Annotated in this window: 18 protein-coding genes; 11 read left to right on the top strand and 7 right to left on the bottom strand. The window is 65.9% G+C overall.

The window, feature by feature from the left end; all coding sequences use genetic code 11:
- Positions 1-17: 17 nt before the first annotated feature.
- Both IB257_RS02615 and IB257_RS02610 read right to left on the bottom strand, forming a co-directional pair.
- Positions 18-929, bottom strand: coding sequence for a LysR family transcriptional regulator (locus IB257_RS02615; RefSeq protein WP_175160773.1), 912 nt, complete (start codon positions 927-929; stop codon positions 18-20).
- Between the two features lie 19 nt (positions 930-948).
- A complete protein-coding gene (locus IB257_RS02610; protein WP_192491818.1) occupies positions 949-1,830 on the bottom strand; it encodes a LysR family transcriptional regulator in 882 nt (293 codons plus the stop codon).
- 194 nt (positions 1,831-2,024) lie between these two features.
- Here IB257_RS02610 and IB257_RS02605 point away from each other — a divergent pair, with 194 nt between their 5' ends.
- The 6 genes from IB257_RS02605 to IB257_RS02580 all read left to right on the top strand — a co-directional run bounded on the left by IB257_RS02605 (position 2,025) and on the right by IB257_RS02580 (position 5,708).
- Positions 2,025-3,011, top strand: a complete 987-nt coding sequence (locus IB257_RS02605; protein ID WP_192354241.1) for a tripartite tricarboxylate transporter substrate binding protein — start codon at positions 2,025-2,027, stop codon at positions 3,009-3,011.
- Between the two features lie 96 nt (positions 3,012-3,107).
- Complete coding sequence (locus IB257_RS02600) at positions 3,108-3,491, top strand: PAAR domain-containing protein (protein WP_192491817.1); 384 nt, start codon at positions 3,108-3,110, stop codon at positions 3,489-3,491.
- The gene (locus tag IB257_RS02595) at positions 3,463-4,002 is read left to right on the top strand and encodes a DUF4123 domain-containing protein (protein ID WP_192491816.1); all 540 of its coding nucleotides are present in this window, start codon (positions 3,463-3,465) and stop codon (positions 4,000-4,002) included. The genes IB257_RS02600 and IB257_RS02595 overlap by 29 nt, the downstream gene beginning before the upstream one ends.
- Positions 3,992-4,348 carry a hypothetical protein gene (locus IB257_RS02590; RefSeq protein ID WP_054454673.1) on the top strand — a complete coding sequence of 119 codons (357 nt, stop codon included), beginning with the start codon at positions 3,992-3,994 and terminating at the stop codon, positions 4,346-4,348. Before IB257_RS02595 ends, IB257_RS02590 begins: the two co-directional genes overlap by 11 nt.
- 6 nt (positions 4,349-4,354) lie before the next feature.
- Complete coding sequence (locus tag IB257_RS02585) at positions 4,355-4,981, top strand: restriction endonuclease fold toxin 5 domain-containing protein (RefSeq protein ID WP_166738269.1); 627 nt, start codon at positions 4,355-4,357, stop codon at positions 4,979-4,981.
- A gap of 10 nt (positions 4,982-4,991) precedes the next feature.
- Positions 4,992-5,708 (top strand): immunity 52 family protein, encoded by a 717-nt coding sequence (locus IB257_RS02580; RefSeq protein ID WP_054454904.1) that lies wholly within the window; start codon positions 4,992-4,994, stop codon positions 5,706-5,708.
- Here the strand turns inward: IB257_RS02580 and IB257_RS02575 are convergent.
- Entirely contained in the window at positions 5,705-6,652 is a 948-nt protein-coding gene (locus IB257_RS02575) for a LysR family transcriptional regulator (protein ID WP_166738268.1), read from the bottom strand. The two genes, IB257_RS02580 and IB257_RS02575, sit on opposite strands and share 4 nt — an antisense overlap.
- 107 nt (positions 6,653-6,759) lie before the next feature.
- Between IB257_RS02575 and IB257_RS02570 the strand changes: the two genes are divergently transcribed.
- From IB257_RS02570 to IB257_RS02560, 3 genes are read left to right on the top strand one after another with little or no spacing between them, the layout of a single operon-like run.
- Positions 6,760-7,917: an ABC transporter substrate-binding protein gene (locus IB257_RS02570; protein ID WP_192491815.1), complete on the top strand. Its 1,158-nt coding sequence runs from the start codon at positions 6,760-6,762 to the stop codon at positions 7,915-7,917.
- Between the two features lie 16 nt (positions 7,918-7,933).
- The gene (locus IB257_RS02565; protein WP_192491814.1) at positions 7,934-8,998 is read left to right on the top strand and encodes an aromatic ring-hydroxylating dioxygenase subunit alpha; all 1,065 of its coding nucleotides are present in this window, start codon (positions 7,934-7,936) and stop codon (positions 8,996-8,998) included.
- A 1-nt stretch (position 8,999) separates the two neighbouring features.
- Entirely contained in the window at positions 9,000-9,950 is a 951-nt protein-coding gene (locus tag IB257_RS02560) for a PDR/VanB family oxidoreductase (RefSeq protein ID WP_054454679.1), read from the top strand.
- Here IB257_RS02560 and IB257_RS02555 read toward each other — a convergent pair.
- Entirely contained in the window at positions 9,947-10,675 is a 729-nt protein-coding gene (locus tag IB257_RS02555; protein ID WP_225588722.1) for a GntR family transcriptional regulator, read from the bottom strand. The genes IB257_RS02560 and IB257_RS02555 overlap by 4 nt on opposite strands.
- Positions 10,676-10,954: 279 nt before the next feature.
- Between IB257_RS02555 and IB257_RS02550 the strand changes: the two genes are divergently transcribed.
- Positions 10,955-11,857, top strand: a complete 903-nt coding sequence (locus tag IB257_RS02550) for a dihydrodipicolinate synthase family protein (RefSeq protein ID WP_054454681.1) — start codon at positions 10,955-10,957, stop codon at positions 11,855-11,857.
- A 16-nt stretch (positions 11,858-11,873) separates the two neighbouring features.
- On the top strand, positions 11,874-12,839 hold the full coding sequence (locus IB257_RS02545) for a tripartite tricarboxylate transporter substrate binding protein (RefSeq protein WP_054454686.1): 966 nt from the start codon (positions 11,874-11,876) through the stop codon (positions 12,837-12,839).
- A 65-nt stretch (positions 12,840-12,904) separates the two neighbouring features.
- On the opposite strand, the gene IB257_RS02540 is transcribed toward IB257_RS02545, so the two are convergent.
- From IB257_RS02540 to araD, 3 genes are read right to left on the bottom strand one after another with little or no spacing between them, the layout of a single operon-like run.
- Complete coding sequence (locus tag IB257_RS02540; protein ID WP_192491813.1) at positions 12,905-13,894, bottom strand: tripartite tricarboxylate transporter substrate binding protein; 990 nt, start codon at positions 13,892-13,894, stop codon at positions 12,905-12,907.
- 58 nt (positions 13,895-13,952) lie between these two features.
- Positions 13,953-14,663, bottom strand: a complete 711-nt coding sequence (locus IB257_RS02535; protein ID WP_054454693.1) for a ribonuclease activity regulator RraA — start codon at positions 14,661-14,663, stop codon at positions 13,953-13,955.
- Positions 14,664-14,718: 55 nt separating this feature from the next.
- Positions 14,719-16,449: an L-arabinonate dehydratase gene (gene araD, locus IB257_RS02530; RefSeq protein ID WP_175160679.1), complete on the bottom strand. Its 1,731-nt coding sequence runs from the start codon at positions 16,447-16,449 to the stop codon at positions 14,719-14,721.
- Positions 16,450-16,481 lie beyond the last annotated feature (32 nt).

The raw sequence follows: 16,481 nt of genomic DNA, 5'->3' as shown, positions 1-16,481 counted from the left end.
ACGGCTGACGCGCGGCTTTACTTGACCGGAAACTTCAGCTTGGGCGCAGCTTCCCTGACCATGGCCCAGAAGGCGTGCGCAGCAGGCGACAGCTTGCGTTCATTGAGGCAGGCCAAGCCGATCCTGCGCTTGGAGGCGGGACTGATCTTGCGGTAGACCAGCCCGTCGTAAGCCTGCGGCAGCACCAGCGACGCCAGCACGGAGATGCCCTGCCCGCGCCTGACGAACTCCAGGATGGACATGATCTGCGAGAGGTCGTGCGCGATGTGCGGCTTGGCGCCGGCTCGCTCGAACATGCGCGTAATGACAGGCTGCGAACCGGCGCGCGTCATGATCAGCGGATAGTCGATCAGGTCCTTCACCGCGATGGTCTTGCGCTCGGCCAGCGGGTGGCCAGCCGGAAGCACCACCATCAGCTCATCGGTAACGAGCGGCAGCGTGTCGAAATCCGGCTTGGGCAAGGCCACCACTCCGATCTCGATGCGGCGTTCGACCAGCGCGCGCTCCAATTCCGGGTCCGGCTTCTCGGTAACGAACACGTCGACGCCCGGATAGCGGGCTTTGAACATCTCAAGCAGCTGCGGCAGGATGTTCAAGGAGGAGCTCGCCCCCAGCGAACCCAGATTCAGCAGGCCCGAGCGCAGGCCCGCGCTGGCGTTCGCCGTCGCGCGCACGATCTGCAGGGACGCGAACACGTCCCTGACATGCGGCAGAATCTGCTGTCCCGCATAGGTGAGGTGCACCCCCGATGCATTGCGGTCGAGCAAGGGCGCTCCCAGCGTGGCCTCCAGCGTGCGCAGGGCGTGGCTGGTGGCCGAGGGCGTCATCCCCAGCCGGGCGCCGGCGCCCGCGATGCTGTCGGCGGAGGCCAGCGCCAGCAGCAGTTCCAATTGCCTGAGGGAGAGGGATTTGGCGGCCTGATCCGGCATGGTCATGTTTCCTCAGGTGCTAACCGGCCAGCGCCTGCGCCAGCCCCAATGCCCGCGCCAGGAACGCCGACGTGTCGTCCTTGCGATAGCTGACGATCACCGGCGACACAAAAGTATCGGCGTCTATCGCCACATGCGCCACGTCCTGCCGCTGCAAGCGCTGCACCGACGCCGGTACCACCGTCACGCCCAGCCCCGCCGCCACCAGGCCAATGGCGGTCTGCAGTTCGTTGGCTTCCTGCACCACCTGCGGCGCGTGCCCCGCCGCGCGGAACAGGCCCAGCACATGGTCGGAGAAATTCGGCCTTGGCCGCGCCGGATACAGCACGAAGGGTTCGCGCGCCAGGCGTTCGACGGATACCCGCCGCAGCCGCGCAATGGGATGGCCCAGCGGCACCGCAGCCATCAGCGCTTCGGTCATCAGCACCCGTCGCTCGATGGCGGGATCGTCGAACAGGATGCGGCCGATGCCCAGATCGATGCGGCCGGCCTTGAGCGCCTCCAGCTGCGGCAAGGTGGTCATTTCCGTGAGCCCCACTTCGACCTGCGGGTCCGCGTTGCGCAGCTGCCGGATCAGCTCCGGCACGAAACCGTAAAGAGAGGACGGCACGAAGCCTATGCCGAACCAGCGCCGCTGGGTCTGCCCCAGCCGCCGCGTGCCTTCCAGCACTTCTTCCAGGCGCGCAGTCAGCAGGCGCGATTGTTCCTGCAGGAAGCGGCCCGCTTCCGTCAGGCGCAGCGCGCGCGTGGTGCGCTCGAACAGCTGCACGCCGAGTTCTTCCTCGAACAGACGGATCTGGCGGCTGAGCGGGGGCTGGGCCATGTGCAGCCGCGCTGCCGCGCGGGTGAAGCTGCCTTCCTCTGCCACGGCCTGGAAATAACGCAGTTGCCTCAATTGCATCGCGTGGTCTTATACATACCATAAAGGTATTAATCGGAACCCATATAGTCTTGGACTCGCAGGGAAAACGCAAGCCATACTGAGCTATCGCACGAACCTGATCATGGAAAGTATGAATCGCGGGAACATCTTCCCGTGATCTGCGGACCGCCGGCGCGCAGCGACACAATAATTCCAGCAATACGGAGACCATCATGCGCTTGCGCTCTGCATTCCAACGACTCGCCCGGGCCTGTATGGGCCTGGCGCTGCTGGGGGGCTCGTCCGCCGCCCTGGCGCAAACCTACCCGGATCACCCGGTCAAATGGATCGTGCCCTTCCCGCCCGGCGGCGCGATGGACAGCATCGCGCGTACCCTGGGCGAATCCATGGGCAAGCAGCTCAACACCACCTTCATCGTGGAAAACCGCGCAGGCGCGGGCGGCAACATCGGCGCGGCCAGCGTGGCCCGCGCCAAGCCGGACGGCTACACCATCCTGATCGTCGCCAACGGCATGGCCGTCAACCCGGCGCTGTACACGGACCTGAACTACGACCCGGTCAAGGACTTCGCCCCGATCTCGCTGCTGGCCGTGGTGCCCAACGTGCTGGTCACCAATCCCGCACGCACCGGCGCCACCAGCGTGCAGGACGTGATCGCCAAGGCCAAGGCGCAGCCCAACCATTACACATACGCCTCGGCCGGCGTGGGCACGTCCATCCATCTGGCGGGCGAGCTGTTCCTGTCCATGGCCCAGGTGGACATGCTGCACGTGCCCTACAAGGGCAGCGGCCCTGCCGTCGCCGACCTGCTGGGCGGACAGGTGGATTACATGTTCGACAGCATCACCTCCGCCAAGCCGCACATCGAAGCCGGCAAGCTGCGCGCGCTGGCGGTAACGACCAGCAAGCGTTCGGCCGCCCTGCCCGACGTGCCTACCGTGGCCGAAAGCGGCCTGCCCGGCTATGAACTGATGCCCTGGTTCGCGGCCTTCGCCCCCGCCGGCACGCCTCCCGACGTGGTCGCGAAACTGAACGCCGCCATGCGTGCCTCATTGAACGACGCCAAGGTGCGCGCCACGCTGGACTCCATCGGCGCCGAGCCCATTGGCGGCACGCCGGACGAACTGCGCGACCACCTGGCGCGCGAGACCGCGCAGTGGAAGACGCTGGTGAAGGAACGCAATATCAAGATCAATTGAGGGCGGCGCGGCCTTCGTCTTCCCACTTATGATTCTCGTCAACGCCCCCCTTGGTTGAACGATGCTAAGTTCGCCTTCAACCAAGAAGGAGGCGGCATGTCTGAGCGATCGATCATCAGAAAGGGAGATCGGACTTCGCACGGCGGGACCGTAGCCGAGGGCCACCCCACCTCGATGCTTCTTGGACGCGAGATCGCCTTGGTGGGGCATAAAGTCACCTGCCCCAAATGCAAGGGCGCCTTTCCCATCCTGGCGGATCCGGGGCGCAATCATACATTCATGGGCCAGGACACCGCCGTGGAGGGAATGCGCACCGCCTGCGGCGCCGTATTGATAGCGTCACAGATGGTGGCGCGCATCGGTCTGGCACAAGGATTGTCCGATCCCGCTCCAATGGCAACCGCGCAGAGCGACACGCTGTGCCAGGAGCGCCTGGAGGCCGCTGCCCGCAATGCCGCAACCACCGTGGCGCGAGGGTAGCCCGGTGGCGATACAGGCAGAGGAACACTTCGCGGCCCGTCTGCAGCAAACAAATTTTCCCTTGCGGCTTTACGGTCTGGTTGACGCGCTGCTGCACGCACAAGTGTCGGCTACACAGCCCTTATTCCGCTCCTCATCTTGCGTGGCGCTGTTCGACGGCACGCCTGATGAAGCGCTGGCTCATGCCGGCCCATGGCTGCTGGATTGCTCCGCCGATCGAAGCGCGCACATCCCTGCGCTGCAACGCCTGGCGGAAAGCGAGCTTGGATGCACCTGGATCGTCAGCGGCTACGCAATGGACGATCTGGCCGAAGCGCTGCGGGCGCGATTGGACGTGCGCATGCCCAACGGGACAACTGCATTGCTGCGCTATTACGACGCAAGACTTGCGGACGACATTGCAGCGCTGCTGACCCCCGAGCAACGGGCCGCGTTCTTTGCCCCCTTCCAGGACTGGCTTGTGGAGCGCAACGGCAAACTCATCAGGATCCATTCCGTCCATGGTGCTTGAATTCACTCCACAACAGGTTGCAGGTCTATGTGCAATCGACGCCAAGGGCTTTTTGCACGGGGTCGAGCAAGACATCCTGCGCGACTACCCAGGGCTGGCCGAGGCAGGCTTGAGCGAAAGACTAGCCACGGCCCTTGCACGGGCGCGGGCCTTGGGGATAGACGACGATGCGAATCTTGTCGACTTCCTCCGGACCGAGGCGCTGGTTCCTGGATTCTATGAACAACCCGGGTTTCTTGCCTGGATCCGTAAGCCCGGACGCCCCGCCGATCAACGATTCCATGACTACATGCAAGTGATGAAATGGCAATCGCGCCAACGGCTTCAACAAGAGCAAAGGGAGTAAGGAAGAATGCCCGGACCTCTGGCAATACCAATCGCGGGATGGGTAGCGGAAGCCATAGCGGCAGCGCTCGCCCGGGCGGCAGCAAGCGCCGCGGCAGGTGCCGTGCTGGGAGGCGTGACCACTTTACCAGGCGATACGCCTCGGGAAGACAGTGAAGCCAAACCCACCGACCGCGCCTTGCCCAGGACCGAAGAACCGTGCAAGAAATGCCCGCCGGACCTGGGGATGAAAGTCAGACGCAGGCATGGGGCAAATTGGAACGCCTACGCATACCAGGCCAGGATTACCGGATTCGACTACGACACGGAGTATTGTTTGTGGAGCGATGAATGGAACTGGCAGGGAGGCGCTCACGGCGGCGGGTTCGACATCGATTTCGACGGCTTTGTGTCGACGGAATGCCTGCTGCAGGAGACCAAAGGAAACTACGACAGTTTCATCGATGAGGACGGCGAGCAAGCAGGTTGGTTTGGCGGCTTCAAGACCATGCGCTTACAAGCCAGCCGCCAGGCAGGCGCGGTTCGCATCAACCCTCCAACAAGATTGAGATGGTATTTTCAAACGCCTAGAACGCAGGCGCTGCTGCGGCAGTTGCTGAATAGCCTGGGTGCAGAATCCGTAGTTGTTCCCTGACGAGAAAGACATGCTTATCACATGCCAATTTGAAGACCCGAAACATCAGTCCGGCGATTTTCCCGAAATGCTTCGTCGACTGCACGCGATCACGAAGCTGCTGGCTGACAAATCCGACGGATTGACGGAGTGGTTCTCGCAGGGTGAGTCAATTGACGAAGCCAGGTTGTATCCTGCATTCGAGGGCGACGAACCCTCGAATGCGTTTCTTGCCGTGTTGAACAACGAATATCGGCTTGACCGGTCATTTACTGCCATCTCTATTTGGAATGGCGCTGAAGAACAGCGCAACAGCGTAGTTCTTGAACTGCAGGGCAACGACAGGGGCAGGCCGTGCACTCTGACCGTCTCTTACCATAAGCGACGCGACGACCGCTTTGGCGGCGCCGCCTCGGTGAAGGACATCGTCGCCGCGATCGCCCAGCTCTTCGTCGCGCAGTACATAGCCGTCTCGCCACGCTATTACGACGAAAAGCAGGTTTTCGACGACAAACCCGGCGTCGGCTGGATGCTTTACCTTCCCCAAGTGATCACTCCCGAGCAAGTCCCGGAAGCCCAGGCTCTGATTCCCGTTCCCGCTGCCGGAAAGAAACAAACCGGCACCATCATCGTCAGCGTCGCGAACGAAGTGTTTTCGCTGGACAACGCCAGCCACGTCGAATTGGCGAACCGCATCGAGATGCGCCTGGTGGACCAGGACCTGCTGCCGCGCTATGCGGATCTCTAGTCGCGCCCACCCTGCTTGAGCCTCGCCCCGTCCCACGGATACCCATCGAACGTGTCCTTCACCAACTCCCGCAGCCAGATGATCGCCGGATCCTGGTGAAAGCGCGGATGCCAATGCTGGCGCAGCGCGAAGGACGGCAGCGGCAGCGGCGGCTCCAGCACCTTGACCACGCCGTAGCCGCCGAACACATTGCCCAACTCCTGCGGCACCGTGGCGATGAGATCCGGGTGCTGGTCCAGCAATAGCGGCACCACCAGGAAGTGCGGCGTGGACAGGAAAATGTTGCGCTTGACGCCCTGCTCCTCCAGTGCGCTGTCATAGGCTTCAGACGAGCGTCCGGCCAAGGTCACCACGATCTGCGGCATGCGCTGGAATTGTTCCAGCGTCAGCTCGTCGCCCACCTCCTGGTTCTTCACGCTCACCAGCGTCACGAAGCGGTGCATGAAGAGCTGCTGCTGAAACAGACCCTGCGGCGCCGCGCGCAGCGATCCCAGCACCAGATCCACCTCGCCGGACGCCAGCAGCGGCTCGACCTGCTGCAGCGGCACCTGGCGCGTGCGCAGGGTGCAATGCGGCGCCAGTTCGCGCAAGCGCTTGATCAGCGGCGGCAGGAACACCAGTTCGCCCATGTCCGTCATGCACAGGGTGAACACGCGCATCGCCGAGGCCGGATCGAACTGCGCTTGCGACAGCACCTGGCCGCGTATGGTCGCCATCAGCGCCAGGATGGTGGGCGCCAGGCTCTCGGACTTGGGCGTGGGCTGCATGCCCTGGCCGGTCTTCACGAACAGCGGATCGTCGAAGAACGCGCGCAAGCGGTTCACGGCGTGGCTCATGGCGCTTTGCGACAGGCCGAGCTGCTCGCCGGCGCGGGTCACGCTGCGCTCGCGCAGCAGGCTGTCGAAGACGGCGAGCAGGTTGAGGTCCAGTTTCTCGTTATGCATAGCGTGCATTTCCAGAATCATGCTCATGACATTGACGCATATTCCGCCGCTATCTATCGTCTTGTCAAACGCCGCGCAGACCGGCGTTTCCACAAGGAGACAACATCTTGAAGCCCCTTCTACACCCCGTGCGCGTGGTGCTGGTTTCGTGCGCCCTGCTGTCCTGTAACGCCGCCTCGGCCGATGTCGGCGTCGGCGTCATCCTGTCGCTCACCGGCCCGGCCGCATCGCTGGGCGGCCCGGCCAAGAACGCGATAGACCTGCTGCCGCGCGAGATCGCGGGCGAGGCGGTGCGCTACATCGTGCTGGACGATGCCTCGGACGCCACCGGCGCCGCCCGCGCCTTCCGCAGGCTGGTCGACGAGCATAACGTGGATGTGGTGCTGGGTACGTCCGTCACCCCCGCCACCCTGACCCTGCTGCCTATCGCCCAGGAGAAGAAAGTGCCGCTGATGAGCCTGGCGGCCGGGGCCAAGCTGGTCGAACCGATGGACGCGCAGCGCCACTGGGTGTTCAAGGTGGTGCAGAACGAAAACCTGATGGTCGCCAGCACCGTCGCGCACATGCAGGCCGCCGGCGTGAAGACGCTGGGCTACATCGGCTTTGCGGACGCCTACGGCGACAGCTGGCTGGCCGAAGTTTCCGCGCAGGCGCAGCGCGCCGGCATCAAGCTGGTTGCCTCCGAGCGCTACGTGAAAACGGACACTAGCGTCACGGCGCAGACCCTGAAGCTGCTGGCCGCCAGGCCGGACGCGGTCATCGTGGCGGCGTCCGGCACGCCCGGGGCGCTGCCGCAGAAGTCCCTGCGCGAGCGCGGCTATGCCGGCCGCATCTACCAGACCTACGGCATCGCCAACCGCGAGTTCCTGCGCATCGCCGGCAAGGACGCCGAGGGCGCCTTGTTCGCCGTGGGCCCGGTCGTGGTCGCCAGCCAGCTGGACCAGGCCAACCCGATACGCGCGGTCGCCATGGACCTGACGCAGCGCTACGAAGCCGCCCACGGCAAGGATTCCATGTCGGTGTTCGCGGCCAACGCCTGGGATGCCGGGATCGTGCTGCAACAGGCGCTGAAGACCACCTTGCCCAAGGCCAGGCCGGGCACGCCGGAATTCAGGGCGGGCCTGCGCGACGCGCTGGAAGCCACGCGCGACGCCGTGACCTCGCAAGGCGTGTCCACCATGTCGCCCACCGACCACGTGGGCTATGACGAGCGCGCCGCTGTCATGGTGCAGATCAAGGACGGCGCCTGGCGCTACGTCAAGTAAACCAAGGAGCTCATCCATGTTCATCAAAAACACCTGGTACGTCGCCGCCTGGGACCAGGAAGTCAGCGCCGACGGCCTGTTCTCTCGTACCATCAGCGGCGTGCCCGTGCTGATATACCGCGACGGCGCCGGCCGGCTGGTGGCGCTGGAAGACCGCTGCTGCCATCGCGGCGCGCCCTTGTCGGTGGGACGGCGCGAAGGCGACTGCGTGCGCTGCATGTACCACGGCCTGAAGTTCGATCCCAGCGGCGCCTGTGTCGAGGCCCCGGCGCAGGCGCGCATTCCGCCTCAGGCCCGGGTGCGGACCTTTCCCGTGGTGGAGCGGCACCGCTGGATCTGGATCTGGATGGGCGATCCGGAACGCGCGGATCCGGCCCTCATCCCCGACACCCAATGGCTGGACCATCCCGATTGGCGCAGCCTGGACGGCTATATCCACTATGACGTCAACTATCTGCTGATCGCAGACAACCTGCTGGACTTCTCCCACCTGCCCTTCGTGCACCCGACCACGCTGGGCGGCAGCGAGGACTATGCCTCGGTCTCGCCCAAGGTCGACCGGCTGCCCGACGGCGTGCGCATCACGCGCTGGACGCTCAATACCGAAGCGCCGGCCTTTGCCAAGAAGGTCCGCGAATGGCCAGGCCTGGTGGACCGCTGGAACATCTACAACTTCACCCTGCCCGGCATCCTGCTGATGGACTCGGGCATGGCCCCGGCCGGAGACGGCGCACAAGAAGGAAACCGCGCCGGCGCGATCGAATTCCGCGGCTGCCAGGCCCTGACGCCCGAAACCGAAACCTCGACGCACTACTTCTTCGCGCATCCGCACAACTTCTCGATCGAGCGGCCCGAGGTCACTGCCTCCATCCACCAGAGCGTGGTGGATGCCTTCGACGAAGACCGCGACATCATCACCGCGCAGCAGCGCTCGCTGTCCCTGGCGCCCGACTTCAAGATGGTGCCGCTGTCCATCGACGCCGCGCTGTCCCAGTTCCGCTGGGTGGTGGCGCGCCGCATCGAAGAAGAGCAGCAGGCAGCCGGCGCGTCCGGCGTGCGCCCGGCGCAGGCGGTGGCCTGAAATGCGCCGGCTAGTCATCAGCCGCATCGTGCGCGAGGCGCGCGGCGTGCTCGGCCTGACGCTGCGCAGTCCTGACGGCGCCATGCTGCCGGCCTTCGAGGCCGGCGCGCATGTGGATGTGGCGTTGGGCAATGGCCTGGTCAGGCAGTATTCCCTTTGCGGCGACCCGGCGGAACTGGGCGTGTACCGGCTGGGCATCGGCCTGGCGGCCGAGACGCGCGGCGGTTCGCGCTACATCCATGAACAGCTGCGCGAGGGCGACCTGGTGGATATCGGCGAGCCCAGGCAATTGTTCGGGCTGCATGCGCAGGCCGCCGGCCATGTATTCATCGCGGGCGGCATAGGCATCACGCCCATCCTCAGCATGATCCATGCAAGCGTCAGGCGCGGCGAGCCCTGGCGGCTGCTGTACTGCGTGCGCGACCGCGACGCGGCAGCCTACCTGTCTGAACTGGCCTTGCACGGCGAGCGCGTGACGCTGCATGTCGACAGCGAACAAGGCGGCGCGCGCTGCGACCTCGACGCCTATCTGGGCGCGCTGGGGGAACCAGGCTTGCATGTCTATTGCTGCGGCCCCGGGCCGTTGATGGATGCCGTGGCCACGGCCTGCGAACGCGGCGGAATCGCCGCGGCGCGCGTGCATTTCGAGCGCTTTTCCGCCAGCGCGCCTGCTGCGGCCGAGCCCGGTTCAAGCTTTGCCGTGCGGCTCGCGCGCAGCGGCGGCTGCCACGAAGTGCCCGCGGACAAGTCGGTGCTGGATGTGCTGGAAGCGGCCGGCGTTGCCTGGCCGTACTCCTGCCGGGAAGGCCTGTGCCGCAGCTGCGAAGCCGGCGTGCTGTCCGGCAAGGTCGACCACCGCGACTACGTGCTCAGCGACGAGGAACGCGCCGCCAACCGCAGCATGATGGTCTGCGTATCGCGCGGCTGCGGCACGCTGGAGCTGGACGTCTAGGCAGGTTCCTGCAGCGCCGACGCATCCAGCAGATGGTCGACGATGGCGAGTATCTGCTCGGCGGCTTCGCCGATGTGCCGCTCCAGCGCGGCCTCGGCGTCTTCGGCCCGCCCCTGCCGGGCGAGCGCGATCAGTTCGCTGTGCTCGTCGTGGGCTTGCTGGCGGATCGGCGCGTTGACGATCTGGAAGCGGAAATAGCGTTCGGATTTTTCATGCAGCGCGCGCACCATGGCCAGCGCGGCGGGACGTTGCGCCGAGCGGTACAGCAGTTCATGCAGCTGCCAGTTCAGGCGGCCCCATTGCTCAGGCTCGGCCGTGCCCATCTGCGCCACCACCTGGCTCGCCAGATCCAGATCCTGCGTCTGATGCTGCTGCACTGCCAGGCGCAACAGCCACGGCTCCAGCCGCAGGCGGATGTCGAAGAACTCCTGCACCTCGGCGCGCGACAGCATGGAAACGTAGGCGCCGCGATGCGGGATCATGTCGATCAGTCCTTCGGCGCTGAGCTGGCGGATGGCCTCGCGCACAGGCAGGCGGCTCACCCCCAGTTCCTCGGCGAACAGTTCCTGGCGCAGCGCGGAACCGGGGGGAATCGCGCCGGACAGGATGCGGTCGCGCAGTTCGTCGACCACCAGTTCGACGGCGGTCTTGCGCACGAGGCGGCCGGGGCTGGCGGCCTGGGAACGGGACGGATTGGAAGCGGAAAGCGGCGAATTCTGGGACATGAAACCTGCCTGGTTGCACCGTGCGGCGGGGGCGGCACGGCAGGACTGGGTGGAAAACAGGGCCGCCATGCCCAGGAAAACCCCGAGAGACAGCCGCTACCCGCAGCCCTTTTAATGTGAGTATATTGGATCCATGATCCAGTTCAAGCCTGCGCCCCCAAGGGCGACGGACCGAGGCCCGAGCCTCGTTTTTTTAAGCCCCATATTTTTGGATCCAATATCCAATAACCACTATCCAACCGGATTGCACCGGATGGATCACGCATCAGGAGCCGCAGCATGAGCATTCAATGGCAAGGCGTATTTCCCGCCGTCACCACCAAGCTGAAACCCGATTTTTCGCTGGATCTGGAGGCCATCCGCCAGGGACTGGAACGGCTGATCGAGAACGGCGTGGGCGGCGTCGTGATGATGGGCATGGTGGGCGAAAACGCCCAGCTCTCGCCCGAAGAAAAACTGCAGGTGCTGCGCACCGCCGTCGACACCGTGCGCGGCCGTGTGCCGGTGATTTCCGGCGTGGCGGAAACCGGCACCGCCCGCGCCGCGGCCTTCGCGCAGGAAGCCGAGCGCATCGGCGTGAATGGCCTGATGGTGTTCCCCGGCCTGACCTACAAGTCCGACGGCCGCGAGACCGTGGCCTTCTATCGCGAGGTGGCGCGCGCCAGCGCCCTGCCCATCCTGCTCTACAACAATCCGCGCGGCTACGGCGTGGACCTGACCCCGGACCTGGTGGCCGAATTGCTGGAAGAGCCGACCATCGTCGCCATCAAGGAAGAGTCCTACGACACCACCCGCGTGACCGACCTGATCACGCGCTTCGGCGACCGTCTTGCCGTGGTCTGCGGCGTGGATGACCTGATCCTGGAAAGCGCCGCGCTGGGCGTGACGGCCTGGGTGTCGGGTATGGCCAACGCCGTGCCCCGCGCCTCGGTCGACCTGCTGAAACTGGCCGTCGAGGGCGATTTCGTGCGGGCCCGCAAGCTTTACGCCGCGTTGACGCCGCTGTTCCACCTGGACACGGTGGTCAAGCTGGTGCAGCACATCAAGCTGGCCGAGCACCTGATCACCGGCAGCGCCGAAACCGTCAAGCCGCCGCGCCTGGACCTGGCCGGGGCCGAACGCGAACGCACCATCGCCATCACCAAACAGACGCTCGCGGATCTTTCCGCCCTGGGCTACTGATACCGGAGCCGCCACCATGCGCCCATACCGCCTGTCCGCGCTGGCCTTCAGCGCCCTGTCCGCAGTTTCCGTCCTGTCCGCCGCGCACGCCGCGGACTACCCCGCCCGCTCGATGGAACTGGTGGTCGCCTACCAGCCCGGCGGCGGCAGCGACAACACCGCGCGCGCCATCGCCGAGGCGGTGCGCCCGCCCATGCTAGCGCAGCCCACGGTGGTGATCAACAAGCCGGGCGCCAGCGGCTCCATCGGCTGGGCCTACGTGGCCAACGCGCAGCCCGACGGCTACCGGCTGGTGCTGATGACGCCTGAAATGCTGGTGGTGCCCCTGATGGGCATAGGCAAGACCACGGTCGGCGACTTCCAGCCCATCGCCCGCTTCACCGACGATCCCTCGTCGGTCACGGTACGCGCCGATGCGCCCTGGAAGACGGTGGAGGAATTCCTGGCGGACGCCAAGAAGAATCCCGAACGCGTCGCCGTGTCCAACGCCGGAATCGGCACGGTGCCGCACATGGCGGCGGCGGCGCTGGGCGAACAGGCTGGCGTGAAGTTCGTGCACGTGCCCTACCAGGGCTCGGCCCCGGCCATCATGGGTCTCCTGGCGGGCGACGTGCAGGCCACCACGGTTGCCTACGCCGAACTGCAGCAGCACGTGGAAACCGGCAAGCTGCGCACCCTGGCGGTCATGGCGCCCAAGCGCCTGGACAACCTGCCCTCCGTCCCGACCATGAAGGAAAAAGGCGCGGACCTGCAATTCAGCGTCTGGCGCGGCATCGGCCTGCCCAAGGCCACGCCCGCGGACGCGGTTGAAAAATGGCGCGCCGCGGCCCGCCAAGTCGCGCAATCGCAGGACTTCCAGGCGCTGATGCGCAAGCAGAACCTGACGCCCTCCTATGCCGACCAGCCGCAATTCACGGCCGACGTGGCGCGCCAGGAAGAGGCGTTCAAGGCGCTGGTGCCGAAGCTGAACTTGAAGCCCTGATGGTGACATCCTGAGCGGCGGCGGGGACGGCGCCGATATGCCGTCCCCCCCCTTGCCCGATCCGCTTACTCGACCGTCGCGCCCGACTTCTTCACCACTTCCGCCCAGCGCGGGATCTCCGTCGCCATCAGGTCGCGCAGCTGTTCGGGCGTGCTGCCGACCAGTTCCATGCCCATGGTCTTGCCCAGCTTCTCCTGCACGTCCGGCTCTTTCAGGATCACCGCGATTTCCTGCGACAGCTTGTCGAGAATGGGCTTGGGCGTGCCCTTGGGCGCGTACACCGCCTGCCAGGACGCCATCTGGAAGCCCGGCACGCCGGCCTCCTGCATGGTCGGCACCTCCGGCGCCAAGGCGATGCGGTCCTTGGTGGTCACGGCCAGGAGCTTGAGCTTGCCGGTCTGCAGCAGGGGCAACGCCGCCGTCATCTGGTCGAACATGAAGGTCACCGCGCCCGAGGACACGTCGACCATGGCGGGCGGCGTGCCCTTGTACGGCACGTGCGTGAGCGGCACCCCTATCATGCTGGAGAACAGTTCACCCGCCAGGTGCGTGGAGGTGCCGGCGCCCGAGGACGCGAAGGTGCGCTTGGAAGGATCGCGTTTCAGGAGCGCGATCAGGTCGGCCACGGAATTCACGCCCAGGTTCGGATCCACCAGCAATACGTTGGGCAGGTAGGCGATCAGCGAAACCGGCTCGAAATCCTTGACCGGGTCGTACTTCAGGTTTTTGTACAGGCTGGCGTTGATGGCGTGCGTACTGATGGTGCCGCCGAACAGGGTGTAGCCATCCGGCGGCGCCTTGGCCACATAGGTCGCGCCGATGCCGCCCGCGGCGCCGGGCTTGTTCTCGACGATGACGTTCTGATGCAGGCGGTCGCCCAGCTTCTGGGCCAGCACCCGGCCCACCACGTCGGTCGAGCCGCCCACGGTGAACGGCACCACATAGGAAATCGGCTTCTGCGCGGGCCAGTCGGCGGCCTGCGCGGGCGCCGCCCACGTGCCCAGCATGGCGGCGGCCAGCAGCGCGGCCAGCGCGCCGCGTCGTTGCGTGTTCATGGTTGTCTCCTGCCACTTGTTTGGCTTATGGGGTTGCCGGCTGAGCCGGCGGCAAGGCTCAGCGGCCCTGTTGCTTGCGCCATGCGGCGAACTTGTCCTTGGTGCCGGGATCCGTGGGCGGATACAACCCCAGGATGGATGCGCCCAGCTGCACCTCGCTGGTCACGAAGTCCTCGAAGGCCGTCATCTCCACGGCCTCGATGGCGATCTCGTCGGCCAGGTGGGCGGGGATCACCACCACGCCCTCGCGGTCGCCCACGACGATGTCGCCCGGCCACACCGCCACGTCGCCGCAGCCGATGGGTGCGTTGATATCCAAGGCCTGGTGCAGGGTCAGGTTGGTGGGCGCCGAAGGCCGCTGGTGATAGGCGGCAAAGCCCAGTTCGGCAATCTCGGGCGAATCGCGAAAACCGCCGTCCGTCACCACGCCAGCCACGCCGCGCTTCATCAGCCGCGTCACCAGGATGGAACCGGCGGAAGCCGCGCGCGCGTCTTTGCGGCTGTCCATGACCAGCACCGCGCCTTCAGGGCAGGTCTCGACTGCAACGCGCTGCGGATGGGCGCGGTCCTCGAACACCTTGATGGTGTTCAGGTCCTCGCGCGCGGGGATGTAGCGCAGGGTGAACGCCGGGCCGACCATATTGGGCAGCGTGGCGTTCAGTGGACGCACGTCCTGGATGAACTGGTTGCGCAGGCCGCGCTTGAACAAGGCCGTGCACAGGGTGGCGGTGCTGACGCCGGCCAGGCGGGCGCGGGTTTCGGGATTCATTTGGGACACGATGGCTCCGTATTCTGAAGACGGTGGGATGGGCGCGGATGACGCTTTAAAAGATCTCGGGTTCGGGCACGGGCGCGCCGAAAGCGGTTTCCAGGAAATCGAAATCGCAGCCGTCGTTGGCTTGCAGGATGTGCTTCGAATACATCCAGCCGTAGCCGCGCTCGTAGCGCCGGGGCGGCGGCGTCCAGGCGGCGCGGCGCGCGGCCAGTTCTTCGTCGCTGACGTTCAGGTGGATGCTGCGCGCGGGCACGTCGACGGTGATCAGGTCGCCCGTCTTCACCAGGGCCAGCGGGCCCCCGATATAGCTTTCCGGCGCCACGTGCAGGATGCAGGCGCCGTAGCTGGTGCCGCTCATGCGGGCGTCGGACAGGCGCAGCATGTCGCGCACGCCCTGCTTCACCAGCTTGGTCGGAATGGGCAGCATGCCCCACTCCGGCATGCCGGGACCGCCCTGGGGGCCGGCATTGCGCAGGATCATGATGTGGTCGGCCGTGACGTCCAGGTTCTCGTCGTCCACCGCGGCCTTCATGCTGGGGTAGTCGTCGAACACCAGGGCCGGCCCGGTGTGGCGCAGGTACTGCGGCGCGCAGGCGCTGGGCTTGATGACGCAGCCGTCCGGCGCAATATTGCCGCGCAGCACGGCCAGCGCGCCTTCGTCGTAGATGGCCTGGTCCAGCGGGCGGATCACGTCGTCGTTGTAGACCTCGGCGCCGGCGATGTTCTCGCCCAGGGTCTTGCCGGTGACTGTCATGGCGGACGGATCCAGATGGTCCTGCAGCCGCGACATCAGCGCCGGCAGCCCGCCCGCGTAGAAGAAGTCTTCCATCAGATAGGTGTCACCGCTGGGCCGGATGTTGGCGATCACCGGGACCTTGCGGCTGGCGGCGTCGAAGTCGTCCAGGCCCACGGCGCAGCCGGCGCGGCGCGACATGGCGACCAGGTGCACGATGGCATTGGTGGAGCAGCCCATGGCCATCGCCACGTTGATGGCGTTCTTGAAGGAGGCCAGGCTCAGGATGCGCTGCGGCGTCAGGTCCTCCCAGACCATCTCCACCACGCGCCGGCCGCATTCGGCGGACATGCGCATATGGTTGACGTCCGCCGCCGGGATCGAGGAGGCGCCCGGAAGCGTCATGCCTATGGCTTCGGCGATGGCGGTCATGGTGCTGGCCGTGCCCATGGTCATGCAGGTGCCGTAGCTGCGGGCAATGCCGCCCTCGACCTCGGTCCATTGCTCCTGCGTGATCTTGCCGGCGCGGCGCTCGTCCCAGAGCTTCCAGGCATCCGACCCGGACCCGAGGATCTTGCCCTTCCAGTTGCCGCGCAGCATGGGGCCGGCGGGCACGTAGACGCAAGGCAGCCCGGCGCTGACCGCGCCCATGATGAGACCCGGCGTGGTCTTGTCGCAGCCGCCCATGAGCACCGCGCCGTCGACCGGATGGCTGCGCAGCAGCTCTTCGGTCTCCATGGCCAGGAAGTTGCGGTACAGCATGGTGGTCGGCTTGACGAAGGATTCCGATACCGAAATCGCGGGCAGCTCCACCGGAAACCCGCCCGCCTGGAACACGCCGCGCTTGACGTCCTCGACGCGCTGCTTGAAGTGGCTGTGGCAGGGATTAAGGTCCGACCAGGTGTTGATGATGGCGATGACCGGGCGGCCCGCCCAGTCGTCGGGGCCATAGCCCATCTGCATCATGCGGGAGCGGTGGCCGAAGGAACGCAGGTCGTCCCGGGCCATCCAGGCGGCGCTGCGCAGGCTTTCGTAGGAGCGTTTCATAGGGGTGAGGCGGCCTTTCGCAATGTTGACCG

Origin of the sequence: Achromobacter sp. ACM03 (genome assembly GCF_014851665.1) — a bacterium.
Classification (GTDB): domain Bacteria; phylum Pseudomonadota; class Gammaproteobacteria; order Burkholderiales; family Burkholderiaceae_B; genus Achromobacter; species Achromobacter aegrifaciens.
Note: the sequence above shows the minus strand (reverse complement) of the source record. Positions and strands in the feature narration are given on the sequence as shown.